Below are 16,173 nucleotides of genomic sequence, written 5' to 3' on the forward strand. Positions count from 1 at the left end.
ATTAAATTCCTTTGAAGTTTTTAGGGAGAACTATTTTAAAAGGTTTTGGCATTTTATTTCTTAGTTCATTCGTAGTGCCATGAGCATGTATAGCTGTTCCATTGCCAAGTATCATACCTTTCTTTACTGCTTCATCATGAAATTTATCTACCCATGCCTTTCTATTTTTTGCATCTGAATAATATTTATTTGCATAGTTTAGATTTTCTCCAATAATGGAAAGTTTACCATCTGCTCTTTCTATAAGATAGCTATTAACAAAATTCCTAACCCTTGTACTTACATGCGATATTGGCATTTTTTCAACACTACCATAAGGATCTAAACTTTTAGGACCTGTAATTTTAGAAAACTGTCTATCAGCATTGACTACACTTCTGACACTATTCCCCCATACACCAGACTTGACTCTATTCATAATAGTATCTACAACACCAGCAGCTTGATCAGTAAAATACTTCTCTGTTTTAAACTTTATTACCTCAGTCTCAGTTACTTTCATAATATCTATAATATCATCATTACTTAGTACTAGTTCACCCCCCACTATATTATCATGTGGTTTTGGTGTTGACACCCCCCCTCCACAACTTAAAATCCTAGGAACTTTCAAACTGTTTACTAGAGTAGACATTTTAACGCCATTTAATTCAACTATTGTTTTTTGAAAAATATTTCCACTAAAATATACAGCTGAGAATTTAGTAACGTCAAAATGTACCCATGTAGTTGCTCCTGAAGTTCCACTATTAAAAACTTTTGGTTCTAAATAAATTTTATCAACCTCTCTATTTTCTGATGCTCGCATTTTTTTAATCATAATTTCTTTTCGAATAAATTCCATATCATTGACTTCACGAGTCCTACTTCCATTCTTATTAAAATGAATATCCAGAGCTAACCCCATATGATTTACTGTTGCTCTTCCATGCTTTTTATTATTTTCAATACATCTATAACCAGACTCTATATAAGCCACTTCGATTTTCTTTTTCTTAAATTCATTTTTTAAATAAAAATTTACAGCCTTTAATATCCAGATTAGACTTCGGTGTAATCCTGGATATTCATTTGCTTTATTTGAACCAGATTGAACCCCCATATTACCATTACCAAAGCCCGAACATTTTCCACAATTACAAGCAGCTTTCCCCATAAAACCTGCAATAGGGTATTCTTCATAAAATTTATCCAACGCTACCAATACTGAGCCACAAATTTTCCCCGTCTCTGGTACCCCCATATAATCCCGTTGGAATTGCTTAATACAATTTGCAGTTAGTTCGGTAAACTCATCCGTAGGTAAAGCCCCACCGAAGCCCGCCAAACGAATATTCACTTCTCGAATAAGCTCACTCTTACCACTTGAAATACATTGCGGATTGGTTTTACATAAATTTGGAGCATCTGCTTTAGGTGTACCACCATCCTGACTACGGTCATCCACTGTCAGTATCTTGGAAGCAGCGTTTGTAGCTTCATTCAGCGTTTTTTTACCTTCTTCATAAAGCTCATTCACTTGGTCGAGGATTTTACTGCCAAAATTTGCTCCAAAAATTCCTTCTTCCTGCTTTTTCTGAGGTGTTGTACTCGATGGCCTTACAGGTGGAGTCTGTGGTGCTTTTGTTTTAGTGCTGCTAGCCGAAGGTTGTGTTCTCTGCTGAGTGGTCTGTTTAGCTTTTTCTTGATGTGAATTATTTCCTGTAGCAGGAATATTCACTGGCAACTTAATCACTTGCCCAATACTAATCTTATTGGGGTCATCTATTTTATTCAAACGCTCCAATGCTCGAACAGTAGTATGATTTTTTTGAGCTATTTCAAATAAAGTTTCACCCTTTTTTACAACATGCGTTTTTCTTTTATATTGTCCATTATTACCTTGATTTGTTAATGTTTTTAAATCCAACATTACTTTTGGGCTTGTAATTTTTACGAGCATGCGATCTCTAGACATTACAAAACTTTGTACCTTGATCATCAAGCCATTAAACATACTTTTGATATAAACATCTAAAGCCGTACCTTTATCTCGACTAATCTCAACGATACATCCAGATGAATTCGTAAATCCCGCAGCAATAACTTGCCCAGTTCTCTGATTTTTTACTTCATATTGTGCTTTTGAGATTGGACTACCAAATAAGTCTAAGATTTGTATCGTCACTAATGATTTTTTATTCATTTCCAATCCCTATCTTCTACATTATTCTCTGTTTCTGAGTCATTCACATTTTGATCTGCTAAAAAATCATCTTCATCAAAACTATCAATGACTAATCCCCATTCATCATTAGAGCCAACAAGAACCTGAACTTTGGTTGGATCTGGCGTACTAATTTTCCCTGTACGACCATGCTCATCTATTGATCCCGAAGTAAATGAATTCGTGCCCTGTACAAAAGCTTTATAACTGAGCTGGCTAAAATCACTCTCCCAAAATAAATCATAAATATCTAAGCGATTGCTAAAAGTCGGCGTGCTAGGTAATTTAGGAACCTCGTATGAAACCTTAGCGCCACTCACAAACAAATGCTGACCAGCCTTACTCTCAAACTTACCACCCGTGGTTGAAAACACCCCATTGGCATTGATCTTCAGCTGAGAACCACCCGCTGTTAGTACAATCTCTTTAGGACTGGTGATTTCAATCTTATCTTCAGTAGAAATCAGTTTAATCACCTTCTTGGCAATCGCTTCAATCGCATCATCCTGCGCCTGCAACTCCAATTTCCCTTTTGCTGCATACGCCCTAAAGCCCTTTTGCGCGGCAAACAAACTGATCTTGTCCTGTGCATGCCCAATAATATTCTTCTGTGCACTCAGGTTAATTGAACCACTGGCACTCTCGGCAATATCCTGAGAGGCCTGTAAGATAATATTTTCAGGCGTGGTTAATGCAATCCCATTCGGCGATGCCAACAACATCAGCGCCTGTCTGAAAATCTTGCCTTGCTCTTGCTGTTTGGCATTCGAACTGCTTTCCAAACCTTGGGTATAACCCTCCATAAAGCCCTGTAACGAATTCAACGCTTTGGACGGGGTCACTTCTAACTTGCTGCCTTTACTAAACGTTCCGCAGGTACTCATCAGCTCAAAATCTTTAATATCGACATTGGCCAAAACCTTTCCGACTTCTTTAATACTTTCAAACGGGTTTTGCTGAATCCGATCTTTAATACTGGCAAGCTTACCTTTAACAATATCAGCGCCATGCTCTTCTACGTTTTCAATGAACTCTTTCAGATTTTCGACCGCATCTTTGGCATCACTAAAGAACGCATTAAACTCTTCGACCGCGCCTTTGGCATTTCCGCCGAGGGCACCAATATCCTCAATAAAACCACCACAATCTTTCAAAGCATGAATCGGATCATTGCTCATCCCTTCTTTAAATAAATTTAAAGTGCTATCCAGTGCTTGACCTGTGGTTTTAAGCTCCAATGACTGAATAAACTTCGGTAGACGGTTAATCACATTTAGCGCATCAGTCTGTTGCTTCGCAGCCACTTCACTGAGCATTTTCATACTGTCATAGCCCTGTGACAGCAAAGATTGCGCTTGCGCAGCTTCCAGATGATCAGCAATGGCCTGTTCTTGGGCATAGGTACTAATCAGCATACCCTTACCTGCCCGTACAGCGCCCCAAGCATCCGTTCTGAGCTCAAAGCCCTCGCCACGACCGTTACTGGTTTCCTGCACTTTAGGATGACTTAAATTACCTAAATTCAACTGTGTTGCAGCATGGCTACTTTGTAACTGGGTACTGATTTGCCCTGTCGTATCATCAAAACGTAACTGGTTAAAACCATTGCCATTCACTTCCTGACTGCGGATACCACTGAGTCTTTTAGTGTCTGGGAGTTGCCCTTTGACATCAAATTTGGTCGGAGAACGCTGTGCTTCATGGATTCGCCCTGTCACAAAAGGACGGTCGATATTGCCATCAAAGAAGTCAATGACGACCACCTCACCGATACGCGGCAAGAAGCGAGCACCATAACCTTCCCCCGCCCAAGGCGTCAGGACATCGACCCATGCGGAGTCGGTGTCATTGTCATTGCTGCCCGCACCACCATCATGTCCATGATCATCGCTACGGGTAAACAGAAAACGTACTTTGATCCGTCCCCACTCATCCACATAGATGGTTTCCCCTTCAGGCCCTACTACTTTGGCGCGTTGCGGATAGGCAACCGGACGATGCAATTCTGGATCATATTCAGGGGTGATTTTGATCTGACGGCGAATTAAGGTCAGCTCATTGCCTTGGCGCTCGATGTCGTCATAGCCTCGTTGATCCCAGCGGCTTTGGCTGAGCAGTTGACTGACCTGTTGCTGTAAATCTTTCGGTAAATTATTTTGATTATAGAAATTCTTGGCAATAATCAGGAACTCTTGATCAGCTCCTTCATGTTGGTCAATTTCAGGATGTTCCCTGAGATTAAACCAATAACCGACTTGGCTATCACGCACGGTGCTATAAGCCTTAAAGTATTTGGCTTGACTGGCGTACATGTCATTGAATTGCTGATTCAGTTTTTCTAACTGACTGCCACCTGAAGCCGTGGCTTGGTCTTCACCTTTTAAGTCCTGCATCCAAGCTGGGCTGATATGCCATGCCTGCTCAAGGCTTAAACTGGCAGAGTCAAAACTGTCCGAATGGTTATGGCTAGTGACCACTGAACCTGCACCTTCTTCTTGTGCCAAGGCATCAGGCTGCCAACGTTGCAGATGCACCGCAGTCGGCTGCAAACTACGCACTGCCACGAAACTGGTCATGCTGTCTTGGAATTCAGTAGCACTACTGCGGTGATAGCGAATACTCCGTCGAGCCAAAGCTTGATATTGACTATTATCATCAATCAATCTTAGCTTCTGCGCTTTGACAGGCGTACTTGAATGCGGCACAAAAAGTTCAGCCTCATCAATCAGCCAGTTTATGCCTTCACTGCGCCATAGGCGTGTAAGAAAAGAATAGTCGGATTCATTATGACCCATTACAAATGGGCGTATATCATAATTCTGGCTTAAGCCACTCAGATCTAGATTTAAACTTGCCGCAAATAGTGGACTTCTTTGCTGCCATTCCTTGAATAAAACTTCGGTGATTTCCACAATCGTTTTATTCATAAAAACACGGCTATTACGGCGCTTATGCCATAAATGGGTCGCATCATTTAAGGTCAGTTTATACAGCGTTAATGCACCATCGCTTTGTCCATAACTGGCCTCAGTCACAATCCCCGTAGTACGAAACAGTTGCCCTGAATCGGTGACCTGATCAACCGCAACCTGAACTCCAATAAATTGTTTGAGGGGAATCTGGGCATTGGTCGAAAGACAAATCAGCTCTGCTTCCAAGCCCTCATTGAGTTGATGCTGGCCTTGTATGCGTTGTAAAAAAACTTGATTATTCAGTAGATTATTAGAAAATTGTACGTGGATAGCACGTTTCTGTGCATTTAGCCCTATTTTTTCTAATACATTAAATATATTAAAAAGCATTTTTTATAATCAGATCGTACGGGGAATCGGCTGAACTTTACAAAAAACAGACCTATCTGTCCACAAAAAAAGCCTTTAAGCAACAAAATGGCACAACTTGTTTAGTTTTTGAGAAAATTAAACCCGAAATATGCATTCATATTTCGGGTTTTTAAATGATTTAGAACAATGATTCGCTTATTTTTGTGTAACGCGATAGTTTCTAAATAATTGCCATAAGCAGATCAATAAAATCAAACTGAAATAAACCAGAGACCAAACGGGTAGCGATTGACCGAGGAAAGTCCAATCTATCGCAGCACATTCACCTGAACCCGAAAGTACTTCTTGCAGTACGGTTTTCATCGGCAAGGCATCCACCAGATAGTTTAAGCCAGGTCCACAGCTCGGAACCTGATCTGGCGGTAAGCTTTGCAACCAAACATGACGTGCCGCAACACCAACCGACCAACCAATGGATAAAGTCGCCAAGAAGGCATAAAAACGTTTAAATCCGCTTGAAACTGGATTATGGATAAATGCGACAAGTGCAATTAAACCCATCCCAATTAAGCCAAGACGTTGGAAAATACAGAGTGGACAAGGATCCAAACCTTGCACATGTTCTAAATACAACGCAAATGAGATACCAATAATGCTGGTCAGTACCAGTACTGCACTGACTAAGCGGTAATTCCATCGCATGGGAAGTCCTCTAAAATTTTAACGGTATTGTGCAAGATATTGTTCAAAACTCATGTCGTTATCTTGTTCAAGTTGCGCCTGTTTTTGCAACGAAGTTTGCGCCAATTGTTCAAAATAGTGTTTGCGTTCTTCACTCAATGGATGTTGGTCATAATGATCAACATGTTGCTGTGCCATGACACTACCAAAATTCCATGTGCCACCATGTTGCAAGGTATCTGCAATGACGTGCGCCGAAGGTGTGTTTTCAACATGGTCTAGACGTTGTTGCATCACTTGAATGGCATCTTGATATAGCTCGGTGCCATCCATTTGGTCTAGGACCTTGGCACAGGCTTGAATTGCATTTAAATGAGTTTGTGCCCAGTCTTTTAAAGCAATCGACTGATCTCCCGCTTCAATCTTGGCATCTGCTGCACGACCACGATTGACCACTTCAGTTTGGTTCCGATCAATTTGCTCTTGTTCTTCGGCAAATAAATCTGGACTGTCTTTGAGTAAGCAGTACAAGGCTAGACTTTCAAGGAAGCCTGCCGAAATTTCATCAATCCCAATCGCGCTATACGGATTCACATCGACTGCACGTAATTCGACATAGCCGACACCACGATTTTTTAACGCTTGCGAAGGTGTTTCACCCGCTTGTGGCACCTGTTTAGGACGCACCAGACTGTAATATTCATTTTCAATCTGTAATACGTGATCATTGATTTGAATTGGCTCGCCCTGTTCATCATTTAAACCGAGCTGGGTAAATTCTGGATATGGGGTATGCACGGCTTTTTGTAGGCCATCCAAGTAATCGTGCAGGTCGTTATAATGAATCCCAAGTTCTTTTTGTGCTGAGTTTTGATAGCCCAAACGCCCCATCCGCAATGCAGTCGCTTCTGGTAAATATAAGGTGCCTTTGACTAAAGGCTGTAAATGATGCTGGCGACCGGTCAGGAAGCAACGGCACACCGATGGACTTGCGCCCAACATATACATCACTAAAGGAATCAGGCGAATAAAATTGCGGATCAAGCCAAAATAACGGTGACTACGATAATCTTGTAGGCTGAGTTGTTTTAATTCTGGATTACTTTCATGTTGCTGTAAAACAGCAAACAGTTGTTCAGGAAAAGATAAATTATAGTGCACCCCTGAAATGGTCTGCATACGGCGGCCATAACGCACGCCTAAACCACGACGGTATAAGGTTTTAAAGCGGCCAATATTGGAACTGCCATATTGTGCTAGTTTAATATTTTCTTCGTTATCATCCAGCATACATGGCATCGATAAAGGCCAGAGTTTCTCACCCTCTTCAAGCTGCTGATGTACGACACTATGGATATCACTCAACTCATTTAAAGCGGCAGCAATGGTCGTTTGTGGTGTGGTAATAAACTCCATCAACGCTTCTGAATAATCAGTGGTGATATGTGGATGTGTGAGTGCCGAACCTAAAGCGATGGGATGATTTTGTTGTGATAAGAATCCATTGCTTTGCATGCGTAGGCTTTCACGTTCGATCCCACGTAACATCCCCTTTAATAGCGAGGCATCTACCCAAGTTGGTATCACAGAGGAAGTAAGGCTGGGTTGATTCATATTCTATGCTCGCTTATTCAAGATCAGCCGACCACATGCATGGTAACGACGTCGTCGATTCTACAGACATGCTGTGCATGCCAATCCCTTCGACTCAGCCAATTATAACGACAATTACAATCTAGTCATCTGATTTAGTTTGGCAATTTTTATCACAATCTTGTTACATAAGACACGCAAAAATTGTGATTTTATTGAAAAATAAATCTTCCAATGGATACTCGACCATGCAAGCGCAAGACATTCTTAATTTTTGGTTTGACCCTGATCATCGTGCACTTTGGTTTGCCAAAAGTGATGATTTTGATGCAAAAATTCATGCGTCCTTTGCAGAGATTCATCAACAAGCTGCTCAGGCAGAGCTGTGGTCATGGCGCCAAACACCTGAAGGACGTCTGGCTGAAATTATTATCCTCGATCAGTTCTCACGAAATTTATACCGAGATCAGGCTCAAGCCTTTGCCTACGACAGCTTGGCTTTAACCCTGTCACAAGAAGCGATTAGCTTGCAATTGGATGCACAACTCAGTCCTGAGCAACGTTCCTTTCTTTATATGCCGTTTATGCATAGCGAATCCAAGCTCATACATGAATTTGCCCTAAAATTGTTTCAACGCTTAGGCAATGAAATTAATTTAAACTTTGAGAAAAAGCATAAAGTGATCATTGATCGTTTTGGTCGTTATCCACATCGCAATGCAATTTTAGGCCGTAACTCAAGCGCTGAAGAACTGGAATTTTTAACTCAACCGAATAGTAGTTTTTAAGTCGATCTCCCTCGACACTGAATAAAGGAATGGCATATGAAAGCTTTATTAATATGCACCCCGCTCCTTGTCGCACTGACATTTGCAGGATGTGCAACGGTTCCCTCCAAACCCAGAACCTTTGATCAACTCGGACAATTCACCGCTTATCCGTTAAATAACAAAACTTACCGCGTTGGTTTCCAAGCGGATAATAATTTGAGTTATGGTACGGCTGAGGAAATTACCTTGCTCAAAGCAGCGCAAACCACGGTCAAAAATGGTTTCCGCTATTTTAGTGTGGTGGACGATCCAAGTAATGCCCGTCATAAAACACCTCGTCAGGCGGTAATTTATCCGACACCATCTTATTATCCTTATGGTTATTATCGTCGTCATCCTGCCTTTTGGCCGGATCCATTCTACGATACCCCACAAGTGGTCAATATTGATCCGATTCAAGTGTCGTATACTATCGAGTGCTTTAAGACACAGCAGCAATCACCAGATGCCTTTGATGCACAACTGATTTTGCAATCACTAGGGCCTAAATATGGCTTGAGTCCATCAGGAGATGTGTTGCAGCCGCCTGCACCACCTCAAAACAAGAAATGAAATTAAAAGGATGACTCAATGAGTTCAGTCGAAGAAATCCACGTCCCAAGCTTACAACGAAGTAAATACTTCGCCACCATGGCACTGATTATTGCAGTGGTGTCATGGGTCGCTTTAATGGTCGCGGCACATTTCCTGCCTGAATATAAATGGCTCATCCATATTTTCATGCTCGGTGCAGAAGCAGGTGTGGTTGGTGGCTTAGCCGATTGGTATGCAGTCACCGTCTTATTCCGCAACCCTTTCGGCAGAATGCCCTTACCCAAACTGTTGCGTGATCACACTGAAATTATTCCACGCAATAAAGCGCGTATTGCCGAATCAATGGGACGCTTTGTACAGGAAAATTTCTTATCCCCACAAATTGTGGAACGTAGCTTACAAAATGCCGATATCAGTTTGGCGGTGGGTCAATGGTTGGCCAGTCCAAAGAACAATCAACAAGTGGTACAGATGATTCAGCATACTGTGCCGAGAATCTTTGAATTTGTCAGCCAAGATCAGATTGCACACTTTGTCCAAAATAACAGTGTGCAATGGGTCAGAAGTACTAAGGTCAATAAACTGGCCAGTGAAATGCTGCGTGCGGTACTGGAAAATGATTTCCATCAAGATGTATTACAACGTGGACTGGATCTGGCACATGAATGGATGGTATCTCACCCTGAAGAAGCACGTGATTTATCACGTAAATTATTCCAAGAACTCGGTGTTTGGAAACTGGCTAAAGGCGCAAGCTGGATTGGCATTGATGTACAGCAACGCACCATTGACTCACTCATTGAAAAAGTTGAATCAATGCTGGCCAATCCTGATCATCCTTGGCGTCAAGATATTGAAGCCACCACGCATAATTTAATGCTGGAACTGGCAGAACCTGACAGTGAAGCCAGCCAACGCTTAAATCGTGGTAAAGATGCTCTACTTGATAGCCCACAAGTGCTGAACTTTATCAGTGGCGCTGTGGCCATTCTATGTGATGCGATTAAAACTGATTTAATGCAGGAAGATTCAGGCATTGCTACCAATTTACAAGCCGCCATTCAACAGTTGGGTGAGAGCCTGATTCAGAATGAAAAAGTCCGTCAGGTACTGAATGAAAAAATGGTCGGTTTAGCCACCAATTTCAGTGAGCAATATAGCGACAAAATCATTCGTTATATCAGTGAGCGCATTCATGAATGGGATTCTCGGGAAATGATCGCCAAAATCGAAAGTGAAGTTGGCGGTGATTTGCATATGATCCGCGTCAACGGTGTGATTGTCGGTGCGTTTATTGGTTTAGCACTCGGTGTGATTCGTGCCATTGTTGAAAATGTTTTGTAAATAAATCAAATCGTAAAATTCTCTAGCTCAATTTAAGTTGGGATCAACTATCGTGACGGCGGCATGGATGCCGCCCGTAGTGCTGCGGCCTCAAGGATGGGCCGTCAGCACTACAAAGGATTTTTGTTACTTTTCATCCTTGAAAAGTAAAACATGCCTATGCAAATTACATATAATTTCTCACAGCATACGAGGCTGTGCAGAGTCATCGTAAAAAAGAAATTAGACATAAAAAGGACATCCGATGTTGCAACTTCAGTCAAAACTCCCAAGCCAAGGCGTCACCATTTTTAGTGTCATGACTGAACTCGCACACCGACTCAATGCCCTGAACCTGTCTCAAGGTTTCCCAGATTTCCCTGCGCCACCTGCATTGCTCGAAGCCCTCAGCCAAGCGACACTTTCAGGCTATAACCAATACCCTGCGGGTGATGGTGTACTGACTTTAAGACAACAACTGGCGACACAATTCTTAGCGCGTGATCAGTTGCAACTCGATCCAGTCACTGAGATCACCATCACCCCTGGCGCAACCATTGCAATTTTCTGTGCCATTCAAGCCTGTATCCACGCTGGCGATGAAGTGATTATTTTCGATCCAAGCTATGACAGCTATGCCCCTGCGGTTCAGTTGGCAGGTGGAAAATCAGTGCATATCCATTTAGATGCACCCAGCTTTCAGGTGAATTGGCAAAAGGTCAAAGACAGTATCAATGCCAACACTCGCATGATTATTGTCAACACCCCACACAATCCAACAGGGGCAATTTGGTCAGAACAGGATTGGCGACAGTTAATTGAGCTGATTCAAGATAAAAATATCGTAGTGCTCTCCGATGAAGTCTATGAACATCTGATTTTTGATGGGCAAAAACACCATAGCGCACTGCAATTTCCAGAATTGCGTGAACGCAGCTTTGTGATTGGTTCTTTCGGCAAAACCTATCATGTCACAGGCTGGAAAACCGGCTATTGTGTTGCTGCGCCACAACTCATGCGCCTGTTCCGCCAAATCTATCAATTTGCCAATTTCTGTGGCACCACCCCGTGCCAGATTGCACTAGCCAACTATATGCAACAACACCCTGAGCATATTCAAGAATTGCCTAGTTTTTATCAGGCGAAACGTGATCTGTTCAACGCCCAAATTCAAGATTCACGTTTCGACTTCATTCCATCTCAAGGCACCTATTTCCAAAATCTGGATTACAGCAACATTCGTCCTGATCTTAATGATGTCGAGATGTGCCAATTTCTTGCGGAGCAACATAAAATTGTGGCCATTCCAATTTCGGTGTTCTATCAACAAGCACCAGCCTCATTACGCCTGATTCGTTTCTGTTTTGCCAAAACCGATCAAACACTGCAACGCGCAGGTGAAATCCTCGTACAATGTTGATCAACAAAAAGAAACTGAACCCTCATCTTCAACACAACTGAAAATGTTATGTTGACAAAAATACAATCGTTTCAGGATGAAGCGTGAAGGAAATTGAATGACACCACGCCAACCCTTGGTCATGCAGCCGAATCTCTGGAAAACCTTTTTTGTGTTTCTGGTGCCGTTGATTGCCACCAATATTTTGCAAAACCTGTCGGGAACCATTAATACCATCTTTGTCGGTCAAATGATGGGAGTCAATGCAATTGCCGCAGTCTCGGTATTCTTCCCCATCCTGTTCTTTTTACTGGCTTTTGTAATTGGAATTTCTGCAGGCTCCACGGTGCTGATTGGACAGGCATGGGGTGCGCAGAATCTAGAAAAAGTTCGCTCAGTGATTGGTTCCACTGTATTTATGACCTTGATCGGCGGCAGCATTATTGCAGTCTTGGGCCTGATCTTCGCCAAACATATTTTGGAGTTGCTGGGTACCGATCCTAAAGTGATGCACCTGTCCTTGCCTTATGTACAATGGATGTTGGTGGGCAGTCCCTTACTGTTCGTCTATATTATTTATACCTCAATCTTGCGGGGTGTCGGTGATAGTGTGACGCCACTGATTGCCCTGAGTCTCACCAGCTTGATTGGTTTGGGCGTAACCCCCGTTTTACTGAAAGGTTATTTTGGTTTTCCAGCGTTAGGTATTGTTGCCCCTGCGATTGCAACCATTATCGGTTATGCCGCGGTGCTGATTTTTTTAGCAATTTATCTAAATTATAAAAACCATCCACTGAAAATTGATGGTCTATTGCTGCAACATATTCGCCATGATGCAGAACTGAGTAAATTAATTTTAAAACTCGGAATTCCAACAGGGATTCAGATGGTCACCACCTCCTTAGCGGGTCTGGTGATTATTGGCTTGATTAACCATTATGGTGCACATGCCACCGCTGCTTACGGCGCAGTCAATCAGGTACTGAACTACATTCAATTTCCAGCCTTGTCAATTTCGATTGCCGCTTCGATTTTTGCTGCACAAGCGATTGGTGCAGGTAAACCTGATTTACTGGCCAAAGTCACCCGTACCGCTTTAGGTATGAATTTCTTATTTACCGGTAGTTTAATTGCCTTGGCTTATTTGTTCTCAAAATATCTGATGGCGCTGTTTATTACCGATCACAGTGTGATTGAACTGGGTCAACAACTGTTATTTATTGTGCTGTGGTCGATTCTGTTCTTTGGTGCCAGTGCTATTTTTGCATCGATTATGCGTGCCAGTGGTGCGGTCAATATCCCAATGCTCATCAATATTTTCACAATTGTTCTGATCGAAGTGCCATGCGCGTATTGGTTTAGCTCATTGTGGGGCTTAACAGGCATTTGGATTGCCTATGCACTGTCCTTTGTCTGTCTATGTCTGTTCCAAGCCTTTTATTATCAATTCTTTTGGAAAAAGACCAAGATTAAGGTACTGATCTAAAATCATCTTCTTATGCAAATAAAAAAGCCATTCACAAGGAATGGCTTTTTTATGCTGATAACTTACATCATCTTGGTTGCAAGCGCTGCAATACGTTGATAACCCGTCGGGAATAAACGTTGGAACGAATCCACAATACGCGCATCGGTACCAATCAATAAACGGCGTTTATCTTTCAATACTGCATTTAAAATTTGACGAGCGGCTTCTTCTGGTGGGGTACGTAGGAACTTGTCAAATTGCTTGATTGATTTGTTCGGGTCCATGCCCAAGCTCTTCAAACTGTCATTCATTTTCGCTGCTTTGGCGATATTGGTACGAATCCCGCCCGGATGTACGCAGAGTGAGCTGACACCGCCCTTCTCAATATCTAGCTCTTGGCGCAGTGATTCAGTAAAACCGCGTACCGCAAATTTAGTTGCGTTATACGCCGATTGCGTTGGTTGCGAGGTTAAACCAAAAATACTGGAGATGTTGATGATATGCCCATCTTTGGTTTGTTTAATGAATGGCAGGAATTCTTTGGTGCCATAGACCACACCCCAGAAATTAATCCCAACGATCCATTCTAAATCTTCATAGCTTGCGCCTTCGACAGTTGAGCCAAGTGCTACGCCTGCGTTATTGAAGATCAAATTGACTGAGCCATGATCCTGTACCGTCTCTTGTGCCCACTGTTTCACCGCATCACGGTTTGAAACATCGAGTACTTTGGTGGTCACTGTTACAGGATACTGCTTCACCAATTCAACGGTTTGTGCCAGACCTTTGTCATTGATATCACTCAACGATAAATGACAGCCTTGTTTCGCCAATAAAACGGCCAATTGTTGTCCAATCCCAGAACCTGCACCGGTGATCGCTGCGACTTTATTTTTAAAATTTTTCATTGCCTATCCTTTGTACTGCGAATGATACGCACATATTCGCTCAGACCATGTGCTGTTTAACCTGTAACCAATATAATTTTGACAATACGTGTTGTCAATATAGTACACTCTAGCTTTAAGACAAATGGCAATAACCAACATCCTACATGTCATAATAGGCCTATTTACATTTCATGACTGATGATGTTTAAAAGAGACAAGGCATATTTTCAAAATTTGGTTATGCTAGTCAGCACAACATAGTTGAAATGCATATATTAGACACGCGGTTTAAAGACTTTTTAGGGAACGGTTTTTTCAATGGCAACTCAAGATCAAGCGACAAGCAAGAAAAAAAATACAGAAGCGAAAGAACGACAATTTAAAGGTCTGTCTTTAACCGAGCGCAAAGAAGCACGTCGTGAAAAATTGATTGAAGCAGGTATTGCAACCTACGGCACACAAGGCTTTTTCTCAGTCACGGTCAAAGATGTCTGTAATGAAGCCAAGCTGACTGAACGCTATTTTTATGAATCATTTAAGAAAAGTGAAGAACTATTTCAAACCGTATTCTTAAAAATGATTGAAAAAATGCAAACCTGCTTAACCCAAGCTGTCCTCATGGCAGCACCTGAACCCAAGAATATGGTGACTGCAGGTTTGTCAGCGTTATTGAGCGCGATTAAAGATGATCCTCGTATGGCACGGATTATTTATATTGATGCCATGCTGGTGCAGGATTTACATAATCAAGCCACCATTCAAGAAACGCTGACCCAATTCGATCGCATTATTCAGGGCTTCGTGATGATCACCATGCCCAATGCCCCACATAGCACTGAAGAAGTCTCGTTGATGGCAACTGGCCTAAATGGTTATGTCACCCATATTATTATTCGTTGGGTCTCGGAAGGCTTCAAACAGCCTCTGGAAGATGTTTTGTCCGCCTGCTGTGCTGTCTTTTTGTCTTTTATCGAAACCACCTCGCAAAAAAATTAAAATCGTTTTACAGTTTTGTGACACACAAAGCTGTTAAACTACAGTTAAGTTAAGCAAATGAATTCATTTGCTTTATTGCTAGGCAAATTGTCATCAATCCGTCACGACTCTGCCCCATGCTTGTCACAATTTATTGCTAAATTCGACTTTATTAATTCTTTTGCAATGATATTGTCATAATTAATCTTTGTAATAAGCCTGTCATAACAACAAAACGGTTAAACCGTTACAGATTTTAAGGGTATTGCGCTGTGAAAGATGACTATATTTTAATTGTCGATGATGAGCTACCGATCCGCGAAATGATCCATACCTCTTTGGATATGGCAGGCTTCCAATGTTTACAAGCTGAGGATGCCAAACAAGCGCATCAGATTATCGTTGATCAGCGTCCTGCGCTTATTTTGCTGGATTGGATGCTACCGGGTGGCGTGAGCGGTGTGGATTTATGCCGTCGCCTCAAACGCGATGAAAATTTGGCCGAGATTCCTGTGATCATGCTAACTGCACGTGGTGAAGAAGACCACAAAGTACAAGGTCTGGACGCAGGTGCCGATGATTACATGACCAAGCCATTTTCAACCCGTGAACTGGTCTCTCGTATCAAAGCGGTATTACGTCGTGCCAATGCATTGAGCGGTGAGAAAGTGATTGATGCCAATGGTTTATTACTTGATCCTGTCAGCCAGCGCGTGAGTTTCGGCAACAGTATTTTAGATATGGGCCCAACCGAATATCGTTTATTGGCCTTCTTCATGACCCATCCTGAGCGCGCCTATACCCGTGCTCAACTCCTAGATCAGGTCTGGGGTGGCAATGTCTATATTGAAGACCGTACCATTGATGTGCATATCCGTCGTTTACGCAAAGTGTTAGAGCCTTTTGGTGTCGACCGTTTTGTACAAACCGTTCGTGGCACAGGTTACCGTTTTTCGACACGAGCAGATTTAGCAGTAGGTTAAAAATCCT

At 42.2% G+C, this 16,173-nt stretch carries 12 protein-coding genes; 7 read left to right on the forward strand and 5 right to left on the reverse strand.

Annotated elements, in window-relative coordinates; all coding sequences use genetic code 11:
* Nucleotide 1: 1 nt before the first annotated feature.
* From NDN13_RS13860 to gshA, 4 genes are all read right to left on the reverse strand, one after another.
* The gene (locus NDN13_RS13860) at nt 2–2,185 is read right to left on the reverse strand and encodes a LysM peptidoglycan-binding domain-containing protein (RefSeq protein WP_251115869.1); all 2,184 of its coding nucleotides are present in this window, start codon (nt 2,183–2,185) and stop codon (nt 2–4) included.
* Nucleotides 2,182–5,508 carry a type VI secretion system Vgr family protein gene (locus tag NDN13_RS13865; RefSeq protein WP_251115870.1) on the reverse strand — a complete coding sequence of 1,109 codons (3,327 nt, stop codon included), beginning with the start codon at nt 5,506–5,508 and terminating at the stop codon, nt 2,182–2,184. The genes NDN13_RS13860 and NDN13_RS13865 overlap by 4 nt, the downstream gene beginning before the upstream one ends.
* Nucleotides 5,509–5,685: 177 nt before the next feature.
* Complete coding sequence (locus tag NDN13_RS13870) at nt 5,686–6,192, reverse strand: disulfide bond formation protein B (protein ID WP_251115871.1); 507 nt, start codon at nt 6,190–6,192, stop codon at nt 5,686–5,688.
* 18 nt (nt 6,193–6,210) lie between these two features.
* Nucleotides 6,211–7,785, reverse strand: coding sequence for a glutamate--cysteine ligase (gene gshA, locus NDN13_RS13875; protein WP_251115872.1), 1,575 nt, complete (start codon nt 7,783–7,785; stop codon nt 6,211–6,213).
* Between the two features lie 227 nt (nt 7,786–8,012).
* Here gshA and NDN13_RS13880 point away from each other — a divergent pair, with 227 nt between their 5' ends.
* The 5 genes from NDN13_RS13880 to NDN13_RS13900 all read left to right on the forward strand — a co-directional run bounded on the left by NDN13_RS13880 (nt 8,013) and on the right by NDN13_RS13900 (nt 13,336).
* Nucleotides 8,013–8,552 (forward strand): DUF924 family protein, encoded by a 540-nt coding sequence (locus NDN13_RS13880; RefSeq protein WP_251115873.1) that lies wholly within the window; start codon nt 8,013–8,015, stop codon nt 8,550–8,552.
* A gap of 36 nt (nt 8,553–8,588) precedes the next feature.
* Nucleotides 8,589–9,146 carry a CC0125/CC1285 family lipoprotein gene (locus NDN13_RS13885; protein WP_005317281.1) on the forward strand — a complete coding sequence of 186 codons (558 nt, stop codon included), beginning with the start codon at nt 8,589–8,591 and terminating at the stop codon, nt 9,144–9,146.
* Nucleotides 9,147–9,164: 18 nt separating this feature from the next.
* A complete protein-coding gene (locus tag NDN13_RS13890) occupies nt 9,165–10,472 on the forward strand; it encodes a DUF445 domain-containing protein (protein ID WP_005201653.1) in 1,308 nt (435 codons plus the stop codon).
* 244 nt (nt 10,473–10,716) lie between these two features.
* Nucleotides 10,717–11,871 carry a pyridoxal phosphate-dependent aminotransferase gene (locus NDN13_RS13895; RefSeq protein WP_251115874.1) on the forward strand — a complete coding sequence of 385 codons (1,155 nt, stop codon included), beginning with the start codon at nt 10,717–10,719 and terminating at the stop codon, nt 11,869–11,871.
* A gap of 97 nt (nt 11,872–11,968) precedes the next feature.
* Nucleotides 11,969–13,336 (forward strand): MATE family efflux transporter, encoded by a 1,368-nt coding sequence (locus tag NDN13_RS13900; RefSeq protein WP_004803509.1) that lies wholly within the window; start codon nt 11,969–11,971, stop codon nt 13,334–13,336.
* A gap of 62 nt (nt 13,337–13,398) precedes the next feature.
* Here the strand turns inward: NDN13_RS13900 and NDN13_RS13905 are convergent, their stop codons facing one another.
* Nucleotides 13,399–14,226 (reverse strand): SDR family NAD(P)-dependent oxidoreductase, encoded by an 828-nt coding sequence (locus tag NDN13_RS13905; protein ID WP_251115875.1) that lies wholly within the window; start codon nt 14,224–14,226, stop codon nt 13,399–13,401.
* A gap of 300 nt (nt 14,227–14,526) precedes the next feature.
* On the opposite strand from NDN13_RS13905, the gene NDN13_RS13910 reads away from it, so the two are divergent.
* Both NDN13_RS13910 and phoB read left to right on the forward strand, forming a co-directional pair.
* Nucleotides 14,527–15,204, forward strand: coding sequence for a TetR/AcrR family transcriptional regulator (locus NDN13_RS13910; protein WP_251115876.1), 678 nt, complete (start codon nt 14,527–14,529; stop codon nt 15,202–15,204).
* Nucleotides 15,205–15,455: 251 nt separating this feature from the next.
* A complete protein-coding gene (gene phoB, locus NDN13_RS13915) occupies nt 15,456–16,166 on the forward strand; it encodes a phosphate regulon transcriptional regulator PhoB (RefSeq protein WP_004657056.1) in 711 nt (236 codons plus the stop codon).
* The last annotated feature ends 7 nt before the right edge of the window (nt 16,167–16,173 follow it).

This window comes from Acinetobacter sp. C32I (genome assembly GCF_023702715.1).
Lineage (GTDB): Bacteria > Pseudomonadota > Gammaproteobacteria > Pseudomonadales > Moraxellaceae > Acinetobacter.